The sequence below is a fragment of the Streptomyces sp. NPDC001493 genome, from assembly GCF_053597235.1.
Genome location: NZ_JBSFHV010000041.1, coordinates 1 through 16,908, shown reverse-complemented (window position 1 = coordinate 16,908; position 16,908 = coordinate 1). Strand labels below are relative to the sequence as shown.

Below are 16,908 nucleotides of genomic sequence, written 5' to 3'. Positions count from 1 at the left end.
CAAAACGTTCTTCCATAGGAGTTCTTGATGTCGCGTATCACGAAGGTCGCCGCCGTCCTGGCGGGAACCGGCGCCCTCATCGCCGGCGGTGCTGGCCTCGCCTCGGCCGACGCCGGGGCCGGTGCGGTCGCCGCGGGCTCCCCCGGTGTCGTCTCGGGCAACATCATCTCGGTGCCCGTGCACGTCCCGGTCAACGTCTGCGGCAACACGATCAACGTCGTCGGCCTGCTGAACCCGGCCTTCGGCAACACCTGCGTCAACGGCTCGGCCCCCCAGCCGCTCCAGCACGAGGACGCCTACGAGGGCGACCACGACGCGTACGGTCACTGACCGAACCCGTACACGGCGGCCGGTCTCCCCTCCTCATCCCCGGAGGGGAGACCGGCCGCCGTGCCGTCCGGCGCCGCCCGCCGGAGAACGTACGGGTCAGGCGTAGCGGTAGACGCGGCTGTGGTCGAGCAGCCCGGACGGTGCGACCCCCCAGGGCGGCAGCGGCTCGTTGCGGGCGAACACCCGGCCGCGTTGCGGATCGTCGCCGGTGAGCTCCCGGGCGGGCAGGTAGCCGGACCCCGGATGAGCCTTCTGCCAGCGGTCCCAGAGCCGGTCGATGAAGGCGTGGTGCAGCCAGAAGACCGGGTCGTTCGGGGAGCCCGCCCCCGCCATCACGCCGCCGACCCAGCGGTGCACCTGGTTGTGGTTGCTGATGGCGCGCGCCCCCCGGATGCCCCATCCCTCCACCCGGTTGCGGAAGCCGGTGCGGCTGACGCTATTCCACGGCTCGGCGTCGTACAGCGGGTCGTTCAGTGCTCCTCGCACGTCATTCGCGGTGGGCAGGGCCACCGGATCGGCCGGCCGGCCGAAGTCACGGGTCAGGAACAGGTCGTCGGTGACGCCGTTGCTGATGGGCCAGTTCCCCTCCCGGTACGCGAAGGGGCCCGTGGTGACCTGACGGTCCCCCTCCCGTCCGTTGCCCCCGAGGAAGTCCGGCGTCCACGGCGGTCCCCCCGGCGAGCGGTCCAGGGTCCAGTCCCAGTACGGGACGGAGACCGTCGGGTCGGCCTCCCGCAGGGCCTGCTCGAACTCCAGCAGGTACTGGCGGTGCCAGGGGAAGAACGACGGGGTCATGTGTGCCGCGCGCGGCCGGTCCTCCCCGTCGGTGACGTAGAACTCGCGGTGCGTCGCCACGAAGTCGTCGTACCGCCCCGAGCGCTTGAGCGTGAGCACGGCGTCGACGAACCGCTTCCGTTCGGTCCGGGTGAGATCGCGCTGGTTCTTTCGCGTGTACACCTTCCACCTGTCCTTCGGTCAGATGCTGTGGGGCGCGGCGGACAGCCGGGCCGTGCCCAGGACGTCGACCGCGGCGCGCGCGGCCGCGAGGGGCGTCGGATGCGATTCGTAGTGGGTGACCGCGCTGAGGTAGCTCCCGTCGGCCCGGCGCATGAGGTGCAGGGGAGCACCGTCGATGCTGGCCTCGGGGTGGAGACCGGCGCTCACGGTCCGCACGCCGGGCCCGGCGGTGCCGTCGGGTCCGGGGTCCGAGCGCACCCGGATCGTCCGCCCCCGGTACGTCTCGGTGATCTCCCCCGGCCGCGGGGGTTCGGTGGCGCCGCGGCTCTCCGGGCCGCGGGCGGCGACGATCGGCTCCCAGGCCGCCCCGGTTCCGGCCACGACCCCGACGGCGAAGACGGAGCGGAGCACACCCCTGCGGGTGGCCGCGCTCCGTCCGCCCACGGCGCCTCGGGCCTTCCTGCTCGAACCCATCTGCGTCCGCCTTCCTGTCATTCCGGTGAGCTTGTCGGTGAAGCTGCTTGTAGGTGAAACCGCTTGTCGGTGCGGCTGGTATCGACGCCCATCAGACGGTGCGTGCCACCCTCTGGCCCGTAACGGCTCGCCGTACCGCCGGTCAATCCCTCAACCGTGGGAAATCCGGGCCGTTCGCGGCCGCGTCGGACCTCGGGTGTGCATGGCCGGGTCAGCATGGGAGTCCCGACTGCCGAAGGTGGTGGACATGAGCGTTCCCGGACAGGTCCCCGGTGTCCGTACGGAGCGGCCCAGGGACGTCGATCTGGCGGACCCGGCGTTCTGGCGGCTGCCGCGCACCGAGCGGCTGAGGGCGTTCGAGATGCTGCGCGAGCTGGACGCTCCGGTGCGGTTCACCGCGCGCGGCGGCCGGGAGGCGGGGCTCTCCTTCTACGCCCTGGTGAAGCACGCGGACGTCAGGGCGGCGAGCCGCCGGGCGGACGTCTTCGCGAGCGCGCCGGGGGTCACCGTCCCGGAGCCCGCCCGCTGGGCGAAGGCCGTCTTCGGCAACTCCATGGTCAACATGGACGGCGCCGACCACACGGGACTCCGCCGGATCGTCTCCCGCGCCTTCACCCCTCGGCTGCTCGCGGAGGCGGAGGAGAACATCTCCCGGGTCACGCGCCGGCTGGTGGACGAGGCGGTGGCCGGCCGCTCCACCGACTTCATGCGGTCGGCCCCCGCGCGTCTTCCGTTCGAGGTCATCTGCGACCTGATGGGCATTCCGGGGACGTACCGGCCGTGGATCGCCGCCCAGATCGACCACGCGTCGAGCCACGTCGGGGTGGAGCGGCGCGGACTGGCCCGGATCCGGGTGCCCGGCCGGGGGCTGCGGTCGCTCGCCCGGATGCAGCTCGTGATGGCGCGCATCGCGCACGAGCGCCGCCGACGGCCCACCGGTGACCTGATCTCCGCTCTGGTCCGGGCCGACGTGGACGGACAGTCGCTCGGCGCCCGCGAACTCGGCGCCTTCTTCTCACTGCTGCTGGTCGCGGGGGTCGAGACGACCAGGAACGCGCTGGCACACGGGATGGCTCTGCTCTCGCGCTACCCCGACCAGCGCGCGCTGCTGGTGTCCGACGTCGACGCGTACATCGACGGGGCGGTGGAGGAGATCGTCCGGCACTCGACGCCGATCATCCAGTTCCGGCGGACCGTCACCACCGAGCACGAGCTCGGCGGGCGCACCTTCCGGCCGGGCGACAAGGCCGTGCTCTTCTACGCCTCCGCCAACCGCGACGCCTCCGTGTTCGCGGACCCGGACCGCTTCGACATCACCCGCTCGCCCAACCCGCATCTGGGGTACGGGGGCGGCGGTCCGCACCACTGCCTCGGGGCGCACCTGGCCCGCCTGGAGATGCGGGCGCTCTTCACCGAGGTACTCACCCGGACCGACACCGCGCGGGCGCTCGGCGAACCGCAGCTGGTGGACTCCAACTTCGACAACCGGGTCCGCGGTCTGGCGCTGACCTTCGATTCCGTCCCGACGCCGTAGGTGGTGTCCGCCCGTGGAGCCGAGCCGCCGCCGGGCCGGCCGGACGTCCGCCGATACCGAGGAGCAGCCGTGTCCCGAAGTCGCCGTATCGTCAATCTCTGTGTGGGCACGGTCGCGGCCGGTGTGCTCGCCGTCAGCGGTGCCTCCGGTTTCCGGGTCACCGGGACGGGTTCGGCCGACGGTGCCGGACCGCATGTCGACCCGCGGAGCACGGCGGTCGGCGCCTACCTGGACTACGGCCCCGACGGCGTGGCGCGCATGGTGGAGATGTCCCGGTGGCTCGGCGGTAAGGAGCTGCGCGTCGGGCACAGCTACCTCCCCGGGGACCTCTGGGTGAACATCGAGGGCTCCGTCGACTTCCTGGGCGCGTGGGCGCGGTGGCGGCAGGAGCAGAACGACCGGATGTTCGTCCTCAACACGCCGATGATGGAGCGGAACGAGGTGCGGGTCTCGGACGCCACCGTGCGCAGGCGGCTGCGGTCGGGTGCGGCGGGCCTGTACGACCGGCATTTCCGTAAGCTCGCCGAGCGGCTGGTGGGGCTGGGCATCCCGGACACCGTGATCGTGCTCGGCTGGGAGATGAACGGCACCACGTACGCCCACCGCTGCGGGCCGGACCCGGCGGCCTGGAAGGCGTACTGGCAGCGGATCGTCACCGCCATGCGCTCGGTCGAGGGCCAGCGGTTCCGCTTCGACTTCGCGCCGAGCCGGGGACGGGACGCGGTTCCCTGGACCGACTGCTATCCCGGTGACGACTTCGTGGACATCGTCGGCATGGACTCCTACGACCAGCCGCCGGGCGAGAACTTCGACGACCAGGTGTACGGCGAGTACGGGCTTCAGAAGCACGTGGACTTCGCCGCCGAGCACAAGAAGCCGATCTCCTACCCGGAGTGGGGCCTCTTCCGCAACGGAGACAACCCCGAGTACATGCGCCGCATGCTCGAATGGATGGATCTCCACCCGCCCGTCTACCAGACGATCACGGACTACTGCCCGCACGGGGTGTGGGGATGCACCGGGAATCCGGAGGCGTCGAAGCTCTACCGGTCCTTCCTCAGTGACGACAACCGCCCGCTCCCGGTGGATCCGTCCACCATGCCGGGACCGGCCGAATGGTGTTTCCCGCTGTCGCTGAGCGACTGGTTCACCGACTGGACGAAGAGCCGGCGGATCTGTGTGAAGCTCTGAGTCCGCAGCTCAGACGAGGTCGTCCCCTTCGGCGGCCCGGAACCAGGTGGGGCCGTCGGTGAGGGACTGCTTGATCCGGAAGCGCGCGAACTCCGCCAGTGGCGGCAGCGCGTCCAGGGCGAACCAGGCCACTTCCAGCGACTCGTCGTCGTTGACGCGCGGCTCACCGCCGGTGGCCCGGCACCGGAAGGTGATGTCGAGGTACTGGCAGTGGTCCCCGTTCGGGTACTCCACGGGCTTCAGCGCCTCGGTGAGCACCACACGTTCGGCCACGCAGTGCACGGCCGTCTCCTCGTACACCTCGCGCACGGCGGTCTGCGCGGGCTCCTCGCCGGGTTCGGGGATGCCGCCGATGATCGACCACTTGCCGGTGTCGGCCCGCTTGCCGAGGAGGACCCGGCCGTCCTCGTCGAAGACGACCGCGCTCACCCCCGGCAGCAGAAGCAGCTGGTGGCCGGCGGTGGCCCTGATCGCACGGATGAAGTCGGGAGTAGCCATGGATCAGAGCCTAACGTGATGCTCAGAGGGCGCGGCGGCCCCTGCGGGAGCGGACGGCGGCGAGCACGATGCCGGCGGCGGCCAAGAGGGCGATGACCCCTTCGGGGAGTGCGCCCATCCGGGTGGCGGGAGTCAGCGAGGACCGCAGGGGCACCTCGTCCACCAGGGCCGCGGGGGTGAAGAACCCGGACTTCTCCATGATCGTGCCGTCCGGGCGGATGACGGCGCTGACCCCGCTGGTGACCGGTACGACGACGGCGCGGCCGTGCTCCACCGCCCGGACCTGGGACATGGCGAGCTGCTGGTAGGTCATCTCGGTGCGCCCGAACGTGGCGTTGTTGCTCGGTACGGCGATCAACCGGCCACCGGCCTTTACGGTGTCGCGGACGGCGTCGTCGAACGCGGCCTCGTAGCAGGTGACGAAGCCGACCTTCGTGCCGGCCAGGTCGAACACGCCGACCTTGGTGCCGGAGCCGAAGTCACGCTGGACCCGGTCGACGTCCTTGCTGAAGACGCGGGCGACCGAGCGCATCGGCATGTACTCGCCGAACGGCTGGATGTGCCGCTTGTCGTACGTTTCCACGGGTCCCTTGTCCGGGTCCCACTGGATCAGGGTGTTGCGCAGCTTCCCGGTGTCGGGTTCGACGACCGCGCCGACCACGGTGGGGACGCCGATGGCGCGGACCGCCCGGTCGATGACGTCCCAGGCGTCGGTGTTGCGGTAGGGGTCGAGGTCGGAGGAGTTCTCCGGCCAGAGGACGAAGTCGGGCTGAGGCTCCTTGCCCGCCTTCACGTCCGCCGCGAGCTGCTCCGTGACCCTGACGTGGTTGTCGAGCACGGCGCGCCGCTGGGAGTTGAAGTCCAGGCCGAGGCGCGGCACATTGCCCTGGATCGCGGCGACGGTCGCGGTGCCGTCCTCCGGAGAGTTGTCGACCAACGGGAGTGAGCCGAAGGCGCCCGCGACGGGGACCAGCACCGCCGCCGCGGCCATCGCGGTCGCCGCGCGCGGGAGGTCTCCGGTCGACCGGTACGCGCGGACCCGCCGGACCACCTCGAAGAGGCCGAACCCGCAGAGGACCACCGCGAAGGAGAGCAGCGGTGTACCGCCGAGCGCGGCGATCGGCAGGAAGACGCTGTCGGCCTGGCCGAAGGCGATCTTGCCCCAGGGGAACCCGCCGAACGGCACGCGGGCCCGGGCCGCCTCGTCGAGGGTCCAGACGGCTGCCGCCCAGAACGGCCAGTACGCCAGCCTGGTCACGGCGGCGATGCCGACGCAGCCCACCGCGATGAAGAGGGCCTCGGCCACGGCCAGGGCCACCCACGGGACCGGGCCGACGTCCTCTCCGGTCCAGTGCAGCAGCGGCAGCATGAAGCCGAGTCCGGCCAGCAGGCCCAGGCCGAACGCGGCGCGCGGGCGGCGTTCGTACAGGACCCAGCCCAGCAGGGCGAAGCCGGGCAGCACCAGCCACCACAGGGGCCGGGGCGGGAAGCTCACGTACAGCAGCGCTCCGGAGAGCACGGCCGCGGCCGGCCGGGCCCAGGTGAGCCACCGCCCGCGGGGACGTGACTCGGGAACGGGCGACGGTTCGTCGACGGAGGTGATGGTGGCGCTCACCTGCGGGAGTCTACGGGCGGCGGCTGTGGGCGCGGCAGTGGGGAGACTCACGTGGCCGGCGCGGGTGTTCGGGGATCCCGCGTCACGGAGCGCCGGCCGACGGGCGGGTCCCGGGGATCAGGCCTCGGACGGCTTGCCGGCCGCCGGGAGGCGGAGCCGGTCGCGGATGAACCGTACGGCGGCCTCCGCGTTGTCCACGGTGACGGTGAAGGAGCGGCCGTCGCCGAGCCGGAGCAGTAGCGCCTCGCCCCGGCGCACCACGACGGCGGTGCCCTGTTCGGGGCGCCAGCGGTAGCCCCACCCGCCCCACTGGCGCGGGGTCACGCGGGGGACGAACTCGGCGCCCACGACGTGGGTGAGCAGGATGCGGCGGCGCGGCAGCCCCATGTGGCCGCAGCGGACCTCCAGGGCGTCGCCGTCCACCTTCACCGCGACATGGACGAAGGCGAGGGTGCCGTAGAGCATCAGGAGTCCGGCGGCGACGCAGCCGACCACCGACATCACCAGGGGGGCGACCCCTGAGGTCCAGTTGGAATCGAGGGCGATCTCGACCCCGAGGGCCAGGCACGCCGCTCCCACGAAGGCCAGCAGCCACTGTGCGCGGTTGGTGGCCTTGCCGGTCCACACGGTGGACGGCGCCTGGGTCGAGCCGTGCGCCGCACGGCCGGGGTGGTCCGTCATGCTTTGCAGCGTACCCATGACCCGCACCCGCGGGGCGGGTGCGGGAAGGCCGATCGGGCGGTGGCCGAGGTCAGCGGGAGGCGCCCACGCCCCGCAGCAGCCTGCCTTCGGCGTAGGTGAGAGCGGCGTCCGGGAGCTCGGCCTCGCGGCCGCCGAGGAGGACGGTGAGAGAGCCGGTCGGTTCGGCCGACGGAGCGGGTTCGGCGCCGATGCGGCGGAGCGCCTGGGCGGCGACGGCCCCGGCGGAGCCGTGCAGGACGACCGGGGGGCGGCCCGGCCGCCGCAGGGCGTCGGCGACGCGGTCGGCGACCAGCTCGTAGTGGGTGCAGCCGAGGACCACGGTGCGGACATCGGCGGGGGTGAGGGCGGCGGCCTCGGCCACGGCACGGTCGATCGCGGCCTCGTCGGCGTACTCGATGGCGTCGGCGAGGCCCGGGCAGGGCACCTCGGTGACGTCCACACCGGCCGCGAACTCCCGGATCAGCCCGCGCTGGTAGGGGCTGCCGGTGGTGGCGGGGGTGGCCCAGATGGCGAACGGACCGCCGCCGGCGGCCGCGGGCTTGATCGCCGGTACGGTGCCGATGACCGGCAGTGCGGGCTCCAGCTCGGCGCGCAGCGCGGGCAGCGCGCGCACGGACGCCGTGTTGCAGGCGACGACCAGCGCGTCGGGCCGCCGCGCCGCGGCGGCGCGGGCCACGGCGAGCGCGAGCGCGGTGACGTCCTCGGGCCCGCGCGGTCCCCAGGGCATGGTGCCGGGGTCGGAGGAGAGCACCAGATCGGCGTCGGGGCGCAGTCCGCGCACCTCGGCGGCGGCCGCCAGCAGTCCGATTCCTGAGTCCATGAGCGCGATCTTCACCCGGTCACCTTATGCCACCCCCCTCCGCGGCCGGTCGGAGTGGGGCAGACTCGGCGGATGAGCGCCGTTGCCTGGACTGCCGTGGGTTCCCTGATCACGTGGGTGTGGCTGCTGCTCGGCCAGGGGTTCTACTGGCGGACGGACCAGCGGTTGCCGGTGCGGTCCGAGCCGGCGCGCTGGCCCTCGGTCGCCGTCGTCGTGCCGGCCAGGGACGAGGCCCCGATCCTTCCGGTGAGCCTTCCCTCGCTGCTGGCGCAGGACTATCCGGGTGAGGTCTTCGTGGTCCTCGTCGACGACTGCAGTACGGACGGCACCGGGGAGCTCGCCCGAGAGCTGGCGGACCGGTGCGGCGGGCTGGAGCTCCAGGTCGTCACGCCGGGCGAACCGGAGCCGGGGTGGACGGGCAAGCTGTGGGCGGTACGGCACGGGATCGCGGTGGCGCGGCGGCGCGGCCCCGAGTTCCTGCTGCTGACCGACGCGGACATCGCCCACGAGCCGGACAGCCTGCGGGAGCTGGTGGCGGCGGCCGGGCCGGCGGGCCCGGACGGCTACGCCCTGGTCTCCCAGATGGCCCGGCTCCGGGTGGAGAGCTGCTGGGAGCGGCTCGTGGTGCCGGCCTTCGTCTACTTCTTCGGGCAGCTCTTCCCCTTCCGCCGGGTGAACCGGCCGGGGTCCCGGACCGCCGCGGCGGCCGGGGGCTGCGTGCTGCTGCGCGACGAGGCCGCGGTGCGGGCCGGGATCCCGGAGTCCATCCGGCAGGCGGTGATCGACGACGTGTCGCTGGCGCGGGTGGTCAAGCGCACCGGCGGCCGGATCTGGCTGGGGCTCGCGGAGCGGGTGGACAGTGTCCGCCCCTACCCGGGGCTCGGGGAGCTGTGGCGGATGGTCTCGCGAAGCGCGTACGCGCAGCTGCGGCACAGCCCGCTGCTGCTCGCGGGGACGGTGCCGGGGCTCGCCCTCGTCTATCTCGCGCCGCCGGTGACGCTGGTGGCCGGTTCGGCCCTGGTCGATCCGGCGGCCTCGTGGGCCGGGGGGCTGGCGTGGACGGTGATGACGGTGACGTATCTGCCGATGCTGACCTACTACCGCCAGTCGCTCTGGCTCGCGCCGCTGCTCCCCTTCACCGCCCTGCTGTATCTGCTGATGACCGTCGACTCGGCGGTCCAGCACTACCGGGGGCGGGGCGCCGCCTGGAAGGGGCGTACCTATCCACGGCCGGAGACCGCGCCGGAGCAGTGACGCGGACGGCGACGGGGGACGTGCGGTGACGCGGACGGTGATGGTGGACGGGGCGGTGACGGGTCGTCGCACGCGCTCCGGGGCGGGTGCGCGGGGTCCTGCCGCCGTCCGCCCAAACCGGGACGCGACAGGATCTTACGGCCGCCCGACATTGCGCCCTTTACACGATCACTACACACCACGGTGACCCTTTATGGGAAGTTCGCTCGCATTGGTGAACTCAGCTGGCACACAACTCGGGAAACAACCTTCTGGGCGGCCTCCCCAACTAGCACATCGTGGGCTTAACTTAGGTGGCATGACCTCCCCCCGCTCCAGCTACGGAAGCGGCTACTACGCCGCACCGTCGTTCGCCGACACTCCGATCTACGACTCCCTGGTCGCGGAGCGAGGCACGCCTCAGATCGCACCGATCCGAGTGCCCGCCGCATACGAGACCGGCAACAGCTACCTCCCCGCGCTGCCGTCCTCGTTGCCGGCTCTTCCCGCTGCTCCTTCCCAGCCCGTCGGCTCCTACGGCTACCAGCAGCCGATGGCCCAGCCGTACCAGCCGCAGGCTCCGATGCACCCCGCGCAGATGCAGCCCGCACAGCTGCAGCACGCCCCCGCGCCGTACATCCCGCAGCAGCCCTCCCCCGCGCGGGGATACCCGCAACAGCAGACCCCCGCACGGGGGTTCCCGGCGCAGCAGACCCCGGCGCGCGGATTCCCCCAGCAGCAGGCGCCCGGGCGCGGCGGCTACCCGCAGCAGCAACAGCCGCCGCGTCCCGCGCCCGCCACGGGCTACGAGGCGATGCGGCCGGCGGCACCCCGCCCCGCACCGGCGCCTTCGCCGTACGAGGACCCGTACGACCAGCCGTACCAGGGCCGGGGGTACTGACCGCACCCGGTCCGGAGGGAACAGCACTGGTCGTGGCCACGGACGGGTGCGTGCGGGAGTCCTCGGAGGCCGCTGACAAAATGGGCGGATGGCTCATCCCGTTCTGCACTCCCTCCATCTCCATCCCGTCAAGTCGCTGGCGGCACTGACCGTCGACAGCGCCGTCGTCGAGCCGTGGGGACTCGCCGGCGACCGTCGCTGGATGCTGGTGGACGGGGCGGGCACAGCGGTCACACAGCGTCAGAACCCCCGTCTGGCAGGGATCTCCGCGACACCGCTGCCCGACGGCGGGGTGGAGCTCTCCGCCCCCGGCAGACAGCCGCTGAAGGTGGCGGTGCCTGGGCGCGCGGACACGGTCGCCGTGGAGCTGTTCGGCAAGAGGGTCGAAGTGGTCGAGGCGGCACCGGCCGCACGGGTCTGGCTGAGCGGATTCCTCGGAACGGAGGTCCGGCTCGTCCATCAGGACGAGCCGTCGTTCCGGAGGCCCATCAACCCGGCGTACGCGCGCCCCGGGGAGACGGTCAGTCTCGCGGACGGTTACCCGCTGCTGCTGACCACCAGCGCTTCGCTGCATGCCCTCAACGCGCTGATCGCGAGCGGCGATCACCCGCAGGAGGGCCCGCTGCCGATGAACCGGTTCCGGCCCAACGCCGTGGTGGACGGCACCGACGCGTGGGAGGAGGACGGCTGGCGGCGGGTCGCGATCGGACCGGTCGCCTTCCGGGTGGCGAAGCCCTGCCAGAGATGCGTGATCACCACCATCGACCAGTCGACGGCACGACGCGGCAGGGAACCGCTGCGCACGCTCGCCCTGCACCGCAGGTCGGGGACGAAGCTGCTCTTCGGCATGCACCTCGTGCCCGAGGGGACGGGAGCCGTCCGGGTCGGGGACCCGGTTCGCGTCCTGGAATGAGCCTCACGCCCGTGGCGGCGGCCGGCCGGGAACGGTCGGGGGGCGGGTGGGCGTTGGGGATGGTGAGGCCGCGCGAAGCTCCCGCGGGAGCTTCGCGAGGGTGTGTGCGCTGCGAACGGGCGGCGCAGGGGGAGAGAGGCAAGGGGGCGGCAGCTGTGCGAGCGGTCGTGGGGGTCTGGCGCTGGCGGCACAATCCTCTGTGCCGGGTCACCGACCGCCGCGAGGCGTGGCTGGCTCTGTGGGCACTCGTCCTCGTGCTGGTCGTCGCGCCCGCCGTCGGCTGTCTCTGCGGCTCGTTCGCCGACTCCACCCTGCGCGCCGCGATCCGGGAGCAGCAGGAGCACCGCCATCGGGTGAGCGCGGTCGTGGTGAGCGTGTCCGCGCGCCAGGCGGCGTTCCCCGGTGACCCCGAGGGCGGGGCCGGCCCCGCGACCCTGCAGACGGTGACGGCGCGATGGACGGCTCCGGACGGCCGCGAGCGGCACGGCACGGTGCCGACCGCGGCGCACGTGCGCAAGCCCGGCGAGCGGGTGCGGATATGGACCGACGACCGGGGTGTTCCCACCCCCCGCCCCATGGACGCGACGACCGCCCGCATCCACGCCGGCCTGGCCGGGACGGGCGCGTTCCTGCTGACGGCCGGAGCCGTGGAGGTGGCCCGGCGGGCCGGCGTACGGTTCATGGTGCGGCGGCGGCACGAACGGCTGGACCGGGCCTGGGCGGCGGTGGGCCCGGACTGGGGCAGAACCGGAACGGGTTCGTGAACGCGAGCGCGAGCGCAGCACGGGACGTCCCGGACCCGGTTCCCGGGCATCCCCCAGTGCCCCTGCGGAGCGGGTCTACGGCCTTGTGCGGGGCCCCACTTCGGTGAGGTCGGGGCGGGAGTCGTCAACTCCCGCCCCCGGCGCGCGCTACGGTGGACCGGCCCGCCCTTCCCCTCGGCAGGGCGGACCCGCCCGCGCCGTCGTCGGAAGGCCGACGGCACCTCGCGGTCGCACGAATGTGCGTACGGGTACGAGGGATCGCACACAGCACGAGGTGGGGGCAGAACAGCGCCATGGCACAGGGCACGGTCCAGGTGACGCACACCGGCACATCGCGATGGCGGCGCCGCACCGGCGAGTACCCCTCGCTCGGCGCGGCCCTGGAAGCGGCGGCCGAGGGCGATGTCCTCACGATCGCTCCGGGAACGTACCGGGAGAATCTCGTCGTCCAGCGGGCAGTCACGCTGCGCGGTCCCGAGGGAGCCGTCGGCTCGGTGCGGATCGCCCCGGTGGACGGCGTGCCGCTCACCGTCAGGGCTTCCGCGATCATCCAGGACCTGCACGTGGAGGGCCAGGACTCGGCGGCCCCGGCGGTGCTGGTGGAGGGCGGTGCCCCCGACCTCGTGGACCTGCGGATAGTGACGCGTTCGGCCGCCGGGATCGAGGTCCGCGGCGCCGGCCGTCCCACCGTGCGCCGGTGCACCGTCGACAATCCGGCGGGGGTCGGGATCGCCGTCCTGGACGGCGCGGGCGGCGTGTTCGAGGAGTGCGAGGTCGTGTCGGCGGGGCAGTCCGGCGTGTCGGTGCGCGACGGCGCCCACCCCCGGCTCGACCGGTGCCGCGTCCACCACTCCTCCGGCTCGGGGCTGAGCGTGACCGGTGAGGGCAGCGGGCTGGAGGCCGTGGGCTGCGAGGTGTACGAGATCAAGGGCAGCGGGGTCCAGGTGACCGCGCGTGCCTCGGCCCATCTCACCGACTGCACCGTGCACCGCACCTCCGGCGACGGGATCACGCTGGACACGGACGCGGTGCTGACGCTCGCCGACTGCGACATCCACGACATCCCGGAGAACGCGATCGACCTGCGCTCCCGCTCGGTGCTGACGCTGACCCGCTCGACGGTCCGCCGGTTCGGCCGCAACGGGCTCTCGGTGTGGGACCCCGGCACGCGGGTCGACGCCAACCAGTGCGAGATCCACGACAGCACGGGCGACTATCCCGCCGTCTGGGTCAGCGACGGCGCCACGGTGATACTGGACGCCTGCCGCGTCCACGACGTGCCCGACGCCCTGTTCGTCCTCGACCGGGGCTCCCGTGCCGACGTGGTGGACAGCGATCTCACCCAGATCCGCAACACCGCGGTCTCGGTGAGCGACGGGGCCACCGCGCAGCTGGACGACTGCCGTATCCGCGAGGCGTCCACCGGCGCCTGGTTCCGCGACCACGGCAGTGGCGGCACGCTCAACAACTGCACCATCGACGCGGCGCAGACCGGCGTCATCGTGACCAAGGGCGCCGATCCCACCATCGAGCGCTGCACGGTCACCTCCCCGGCCGAGGCCGGGTTCTACGTCTCCGCCGAGGGCCGGGGCACCTTCCACGGCTGCCGGGTGACCGGCAGCGAGGGGTACGGCTTCCATGTGATGGACGGCTGCCGCACCACCCTCACCCGGTGCCGTACCGAGCGCTGCGCGCGGGGCGGTTACGAGTTCCCCGAGGGCACCTCCCACGACGGATCGGGCGGCGCCGGGCCGGTCGTGGAGGACTGCACCAGCGACGAGAGCGCCCTGCGTGGGACCCCCGCCGCGCCCGCCGCGCCCGTGCTCACCGCGACCCAGGCGGCGGCGCCGGGGCTGCTCGGCTCGCTGCCCGCGCAGCGCGCCGCGGCGCCCTCCGCCGCGCCCGCCCCCGTGCCCGGCGCCCCGGCCGAACCGGCCCGCGACTCCGACGCCGTCCTCGGCGAACTGGACGCGCTGGTGGGGCTGGAGAGCGTCAAGCGGGAGGTCCGGGCGCTGACCGACATGATCGAGGTGGGTCGACGGCGGCAGCGGGCGGGCCTGAAGGCCGCCTCCGTCCGCCGCCACCTCGTCTTCACCGGCTCCCCCGGCACCGGCAAGACCACGGTGGCCCGGCTGTACGGCGAGATCCTGGCCTCTCTGGGCGTGCTGGAGAGCGGCCACCTGGTCGAGGTCTCCCGGGTGGACCTGGTCGGCGAGCACATCGGCTCGACCGCCATCCGCACCCAGGAGGCGTTCGACCGCGCGCGGGGCGGAGTCCTCTTCGTGGACGAGGCGTACGCCCTCTCGCCCGAGGACTCCGGCCGGGACTTCGGCCGGGAGGCCATCGACACCCTGGTGAAACTGATGGAGGACCACCGCGACGCCGTGGTGGTGATCGTGGCCGGTTACACCCACGAGATGGAGCGGTTCCTCACCGTCAACCCCGGTGTGGCGTCGCGCTTCTCGCGGACCATCACGTTCGGCGACTACCAGCCGGACGAACTCCTGCGGATCGTCCAGCAGCAGGCCGAGGAGCACGAGTACACCCTCGCCGAGGGCACGGGCGAGGCTCTCACGAAGTACTTCACGGAGCTGCCCAAGGGCCCCGCCTTCGGCAACGGCCGCACCGCGCGCCAGACCTTCGAATCGATGGTGGAACGGCACGCGGGCCGGGTCGCCCAGTTCGCCGAGACGAGCACGGACGACCTGACCCTGCTCTACCCGGAGGATCTGCCCGAACTCCCCTGACCCTCGGTGCTCGGGTGACCGGCCCCGTCGCCCTGCCGGGGCAGTACGGGGCCGAGTTCGGCGAGCAGCGCGGCGCGTTCCCGGGCGAACACCGGGTCGGCCTGGTAGTCGGAGTGGCCCAGGATGGGTTCGGGCAGGGGCAGTTCGGCGGTGCGGCCGTGCACCAGCGGGTCCTTCAGCGGTCCGCGGTCGACCTCGGGGCGTCCCGCGGCCACGTCGACCCGGACGGGTCCCCCTATCGGGTCGGTGGCCCGCCACAGGTTGCGCCAGCAGTGGACCGATCCGTGCAGCCCGTGCAGTGCGGCGGGACCGAAATAGGCCGGGAACCAGCGACCGTACAGGCGTTCGACAGGTGATCCGTAGGTCAGGAGGGCGATCCGGCGGCGGGTGGCCGCCGGGAGCTGCCAGACCGCGGAGGCCGCGAGCACACTGCCCTGCGAGTGGCCCGAGATGACGAGCCGGCCGCCGGTCCTGGCCGTCCAGGCGGACATCCGGGAGGCGAGGTCGGGCACGGCCCGCTCCGCGTAGCAGGGCGGCGCGAAGGGATGGGCGGCGCGCGGCCAGTACGTGCCGACGTCCCAGAGGATGCCGATGGTCCGCCGGGCCGAGGCGTCGCGGTAGGCCCGCCGGCCGGAGGCGACGAACAGTATGAAGCCGAAGCCGACCATCCAGGACCCCGTCGACTGCGCGGCCTCCGCGGCGGATTCGATGAAGGGACCGGTTCCGTCCATGGCCCGGCCGGGCACCTGCCCACTGGCCCAGGAGCCCGCCAGCGCCGCGGCGCCCAGCAACAGGGTGGACCCGGACACCAGTCCGATGATCCAGGACGCCTCGTCGGTGAGCCGGGCGGTGGCCCGTACCCGTGCGATCTGCCGGGTGCGCCCGCGTTCGGGGGTGCGGCCCCCGTACTCCGGCGCGTACTCGGCGGCGACGACCGGCTCGGTGCGCCGGGCCAGCCCGGCGGTACGGACGAGGAGTACGCCCACGGGCACCAGGAGGACGAGGAGCAGCACCGGGAGCACCGAGGCCTGCCAGCTCAGCAGGACGGGCGGACCTCCTATGGCCGAGCCCGCTCCCATGCCGGGGGTGCCCGGACCGTCGAGCCAGTCGGCGACCCGCTGGGCGAGCCCGCCGGTCATCACCCCGCCCAGCGCGCACGCCAGCATGGCGATCGCCGGGCCGCCCAGCCCGTACAGCGAGGTGCGGGCGTCGGGGGCGTGGCGGTGGAGGCTCAGGGCGACGGCGGCGAGCGCGACCACGAGGAAGCCCTGGCCGACGGTCAGCGCCCGGAAGGTGTCCTCGCCCGCGACGAGCACGCCCGAGGAGGTCCAGCCGGGCCGCGACCAGACCGCGTGGACGAGGGACAGGGCCAGCAGGACGACGGCGGCGGACGGGAGGAAGTTGATGACCGCGCCGTCGAGGCGGTGGTCGAGCCGGCGCTCGCTGCGGCCCCGGCGGCAGACGACGGCGAGGACGAGGAGGGCGCAGAGCGCGAGTGCGGTGGTCAGCAGGCGGCCGAGGAGTACGGGGCCGGGGCCGGAGTGGGCGGAGTCGTAGTCGGCGGTGGCCCGCTCGACGAAGACGGCGACGGTGAGGAGCCCCGCGGCGGTGTGGGCGGCGCGCAGCCGGGCGACCAGGCGGCGCCCGTACCAGAAGCCGGGGCGTCCGAGGGCGGGGCGCGCGGAGGGCGTGTCGTCGGGGGTGTCGTCGGGGGTGGGGACCTTCGGCTCCGGCGTGTCGCCGTACGGATCACCGCCGTCCAGGCCGCCGTCGGGGCCGCCTCGCGAATCGCCTCGCGAGTCGGTGCCGAGGAAGGGGCGCTGGGACTCGTACGCGCTCCAGGTGCGGTTGGACAGGTACCAGAGCAGGGTGACCAGGGCGGTGGGCAGCACGGCCGCGAGGGCGAGCCGCCTGCCGGGCTGGGACCACCAGCCGCCCTGCTCGGCGGAGAGGAAGCCGAGCCAGGACCGCCGGTCCGAACAGGCGGACAGGCCGGCGCACTGCCAGGCCACGAGGTCGAGCGCCACCTCGCAGGCCGCCGCCGTCAGCAGCACGGTGAGACTGAGCGCGAGGACCCGGACCAGCACACCGTAGAGCCGGACCGCGCGGCCGCGGCCGCGCGCGGCCGGGCGCGGCCAGGGCGCGGGGGTGTCGGATCGGAAGAGCAAAAGACAGAAATACAATCACCCCCAACGTAAACTCGTATTGCGTATTGTTGTTTTTAATTGT

At 73.1% G+C, this 16,908-nt stretch carries 15 protein-coding genes; 8 read left to right on the top strand and 7 right to left on the bottom strand.

The window, feature by feature from the left end; genetic code table 11:
* Positions 1 to 27 precede the first annotated feature (27 nt).
* Positions 28 to 330 (top strand): chaplin, encoded by a 303-nt coding sequence (locus tag ACWCWD_RS34935; RefSeq protein ID WP_450779332.1) that lies wholly within the window; start codon positions 28 to 30, stop codon positions 328 to 330.
* A 96-nt stretch (positions 331 to 426) separates the two neighbouring features.
* On the opposite strand, the gene ACWCWD_RS34930 is transcribed toward ACWCWD_RS34935, so the two are convergent.
* Complete coding sequence (locus tag ACWCWD_RS34930; RefSeq protein WP_450779330.1) at positions 427 to 1,287, bottom strand: tyrosinase family protein; 861 nt, start codon at positions 1,285 to 1,287, stop codon at positions 427 to 429.
* Between the two features lie 18 nt (positions 1,288 to 1,305).
* Complete coding sequence (locus ACWCWD_RS34925; protein WP_450779328.1) at positions 1,306 to 1,761, bottom strand: tyrosinase family oxidase copper chaperone; 456 nt, start codon at positions 1,759 to 1,761, stop codon at positions 1,306 to 1,308.
* A 247-nt stretch (positions 1,762 to 2,008) separates the two neighbouring features.
* On the opposite strand from ACWCWD_RS34925, the gene ACWCWD_RS34920 reads away from it, so the two are divergent.
* Both ACWCWD_RS34920 and ACWCWD_RS34915 read left to right on the top strand, forming a co-directional pair.
* Complete coding sequence (locus ACWCWD_RS34920) at positions 2,009 to 3,295, top strand: cytochrome P450 (RefSeq protein ID WP_450779326.1); 1,287 nt, start codon at positions 2,009 to 2,011, stop codon at positions 3,293 to 3,295.
* 69 nt (positions 3,296 to 3,364) lie between these two features.
* On the top strand, positions 3,365 to 4,486 hold the full coding sequence (locus tag ACWCWD_RS34915; RefSeq protein WP_450779324.1) for a glycoside hydrolase family 26 protein: 1,122 nt from the start codon (positions 3,365 to 3,367) through the stop codon (positions 4,484 to 4,486).
* 9 nt (positions 4,487 to 4,495) lie between these two features.
* Here ACWCWD_RS34915 and ACWCWD_RS34910 read toward each other — a convergent pair whose 3' ends face one another.
* The 4 genes from ACWCWD_RS34910 to ACWCWD_RS34895 form a co-directional block, all read right to left on the bottom strand.
* Complete coding sequence (locus ACWCWD_RS34910) at positions 4,496 to 4,984, bottom strand: NUDIX hydrolase (protein WP_450779322.1); 489 nt, start codon at positions 4,982 to 4,984, stop codon at positions 4,496 to 4,498.
* Positions 4,985 to 5,006: 22 nt separating this feature from the next.
* Positions 5,007 to 6,599, bottom strand: coding sequence for an apolipoprotein N-acyltransferase (gene lnt, locus ACWCWD_RS34905; protein ID WP_450779320.1), 1,593 nt, complete (start codon positions 6,597 to 6,599; stop codon positions 5,007 to 5,009).
* Between the two features lie 117 nt (positions 6,600 to 6,716).
* The gene (locus ACWCWD_RS34900; RefSeq protein WP_386889795.1) at positions 6,717 to 7,280 is read right to left on the bottom strand and encodes a hypothetical protein; all 564 of its coding nucleotides are present in this window, start codon (positions 7,278 to 7,280) and stop codon (positions 6,717 to 6,719) included.
* Between the two features lie 70 nt (positions 7,281 to 7,350).
* Entirely contained in the window at positions 7,351 to 8,136 is a 786-nt protein-coding gene (locus ACWCWD_RS34895; protein ID WP_450779318.1) for a glutamate racemase, read from the bottom strand.
* A 57-nt stretch (positions 8,137 to 8,193) separates the two neighbouring features.
* Here ACWCWD_RS34895 and ACWCWD_RS34890 point away from each other — a divergent pair, with 57 nt between their 5' ends.
* The 5 genes from ACWCWD_RS34890 to ACWCWD_RS34870 all read left to right on the top strand — a co-directional run bounded on the left by ACWCWD_RS34890 (position 8,194) and on the right by ACWCWD_RS34870 (position 14,679).
* Positions 8,194 to 9,375 carry a glycosyltransferase gene (locus ACWCWD_RS34890; RefSeq protein WP_450779316.1) on the top strand — a complete coding sequence of 394 codons (1,182 nt, stop codon included), beginning with the start codon at positions 8,194 to 8,196 and terminating at the stop codon, positions 9,373 to 9,375.
* Positions 9,376 to 9,673: 298 nt separating this feature from the next.
* Positions 9,674 to 10,255: a DUF6643 family protein gene (locus ACWCWD_RS34885; RefSeq protein ID WP_450779314.1), complete on the top strand. Its 582-nt coding sequence runs from the start codon at positions 9,674 to 9,676 to the stop codon at positions 10,253 to 10,255.
* Between the two features lie 88 nt (positions 10,256 to 10,343).
* On the top strand, positions 10,344 to 11,168 hold the full coding sequence (locus tag ACWCWD_RS34880) for an MOSC domain-containing protein (protein ID WP_450779312.1): 825 nt from the start codon (positions 10,344 to 10,346) through the stop codon (positions 11,166 to 11,168).
* A gap of 155 nt (positions 11,169 to 11,323) precedes the next feature.
* Positions 11,324 to 11,932 carry an Rv1733c family protein gene (locus tag ACWCWD_RS34875; RefSeq protein WP_450779310.1) on the top strand — a complete coding sequence of 203 codons (609 nt, stop codon included), beginning with the start codon at positions 11,324 to 11,326 and terminating at the stop codon, positions 11,930 to 11,932.
* Positions 11,933 to 12,225: 293 nt separating this feature from the next.
* Positions 12,226 to 14,679, top strand: a complete 2,454-nt coding sequence (locus tag ACWCWD_RS34870) for a right-handed parallel beta-helix repeat-containing protein (protein ID WP_450779308.1) — start codon at positions 12,226 to 12,228, stop codon at positions 14,677 to 14,679.
* On the opposite strand, the gene ACWCWD_RS34865 is transcribed toward ACWCWD_RS34870, so the two are convergent.
* A complete protein-coding gene (locus ACWCWD_RS34865; RefSeq protein ID WP_450779306.1) occupies positions 14,649 to 16,847 on the bottom strand; it encodes a hypothetical protein in 2,199 nt (732 codons plus the stop codon). The genes ACWCWD_RS34870 and ACWCWD_RS34865 overlap by 31 nt on opposite strands.
* Between the last annotated feature and the right edge of the window lie 61 nt (positions 16,848 to 16,908).

Coding starts and splice junctions, on each gene's coding strand:
- ACWCWD_RS34920 (WP_450779326.1), top strand. CDS start 2,009: ATGAGCGTTCCCGGACAGGTCCCCGGTGTCCGTACGGAGCGGCCCAGG.
- ACWCWD_RS34900 (WP_386889795.1), bottom strand. CDS start 7,280: ATGACGGACCACCCCGGCCGTGCGGCGCACGGCTCGACCCAGGCGCCG.
- ACWCWD_RS34870 (WP_450779308.1), top strand. CDS start 12,226: ATGGCACAGGGCACGGTCCAGGTGACGCACACCGGCACATCGCGATGG.
- ACWCWD_RS34925 (WP_450779328.1), bottom strand. CDS start 1,761: ATGGGTTCGAGCAGGAAGGCCCGAGGCGCCGTGGGCGGACGGAGCGCG.
- ACWCWD_RS34890 (WP_450779316.1), top strand. CDS start 8,194: ATGAGCGCCGTTGCCTGGACTGCCGTGGGTTCCCTGATCACGTGGGTG.
- ACWCWD_RS34935 (WP_450779332.1), top strand. CDS start 28: ATGTCGCGTATCACGAAGGTCGCCGCCGTCCTGGCGGGAACCGGCGCC.
- ACWCWD_RS34880 (WP_450779312.1), top strand. CDS start 10,344: ATGGCTCATCCCGTTCTGCACTCCCTCCATCTCCATCCCGTCAAGTCG.
- ACWCWD_RS34885 (WP_450779314.1), top strand. CDS start 9,674: ATGACCTCCCCCCGCTCCAGCTACGGAAGCGGCTACTACGCCGCACCG.
- ACWCWD_RS34910 (WP_450779322.1), bottom strand. CDS start 4,984: ATGGCTACTCCCGACTTCATCCGTGCGATCAGGGCCACCGCCGGCCAC.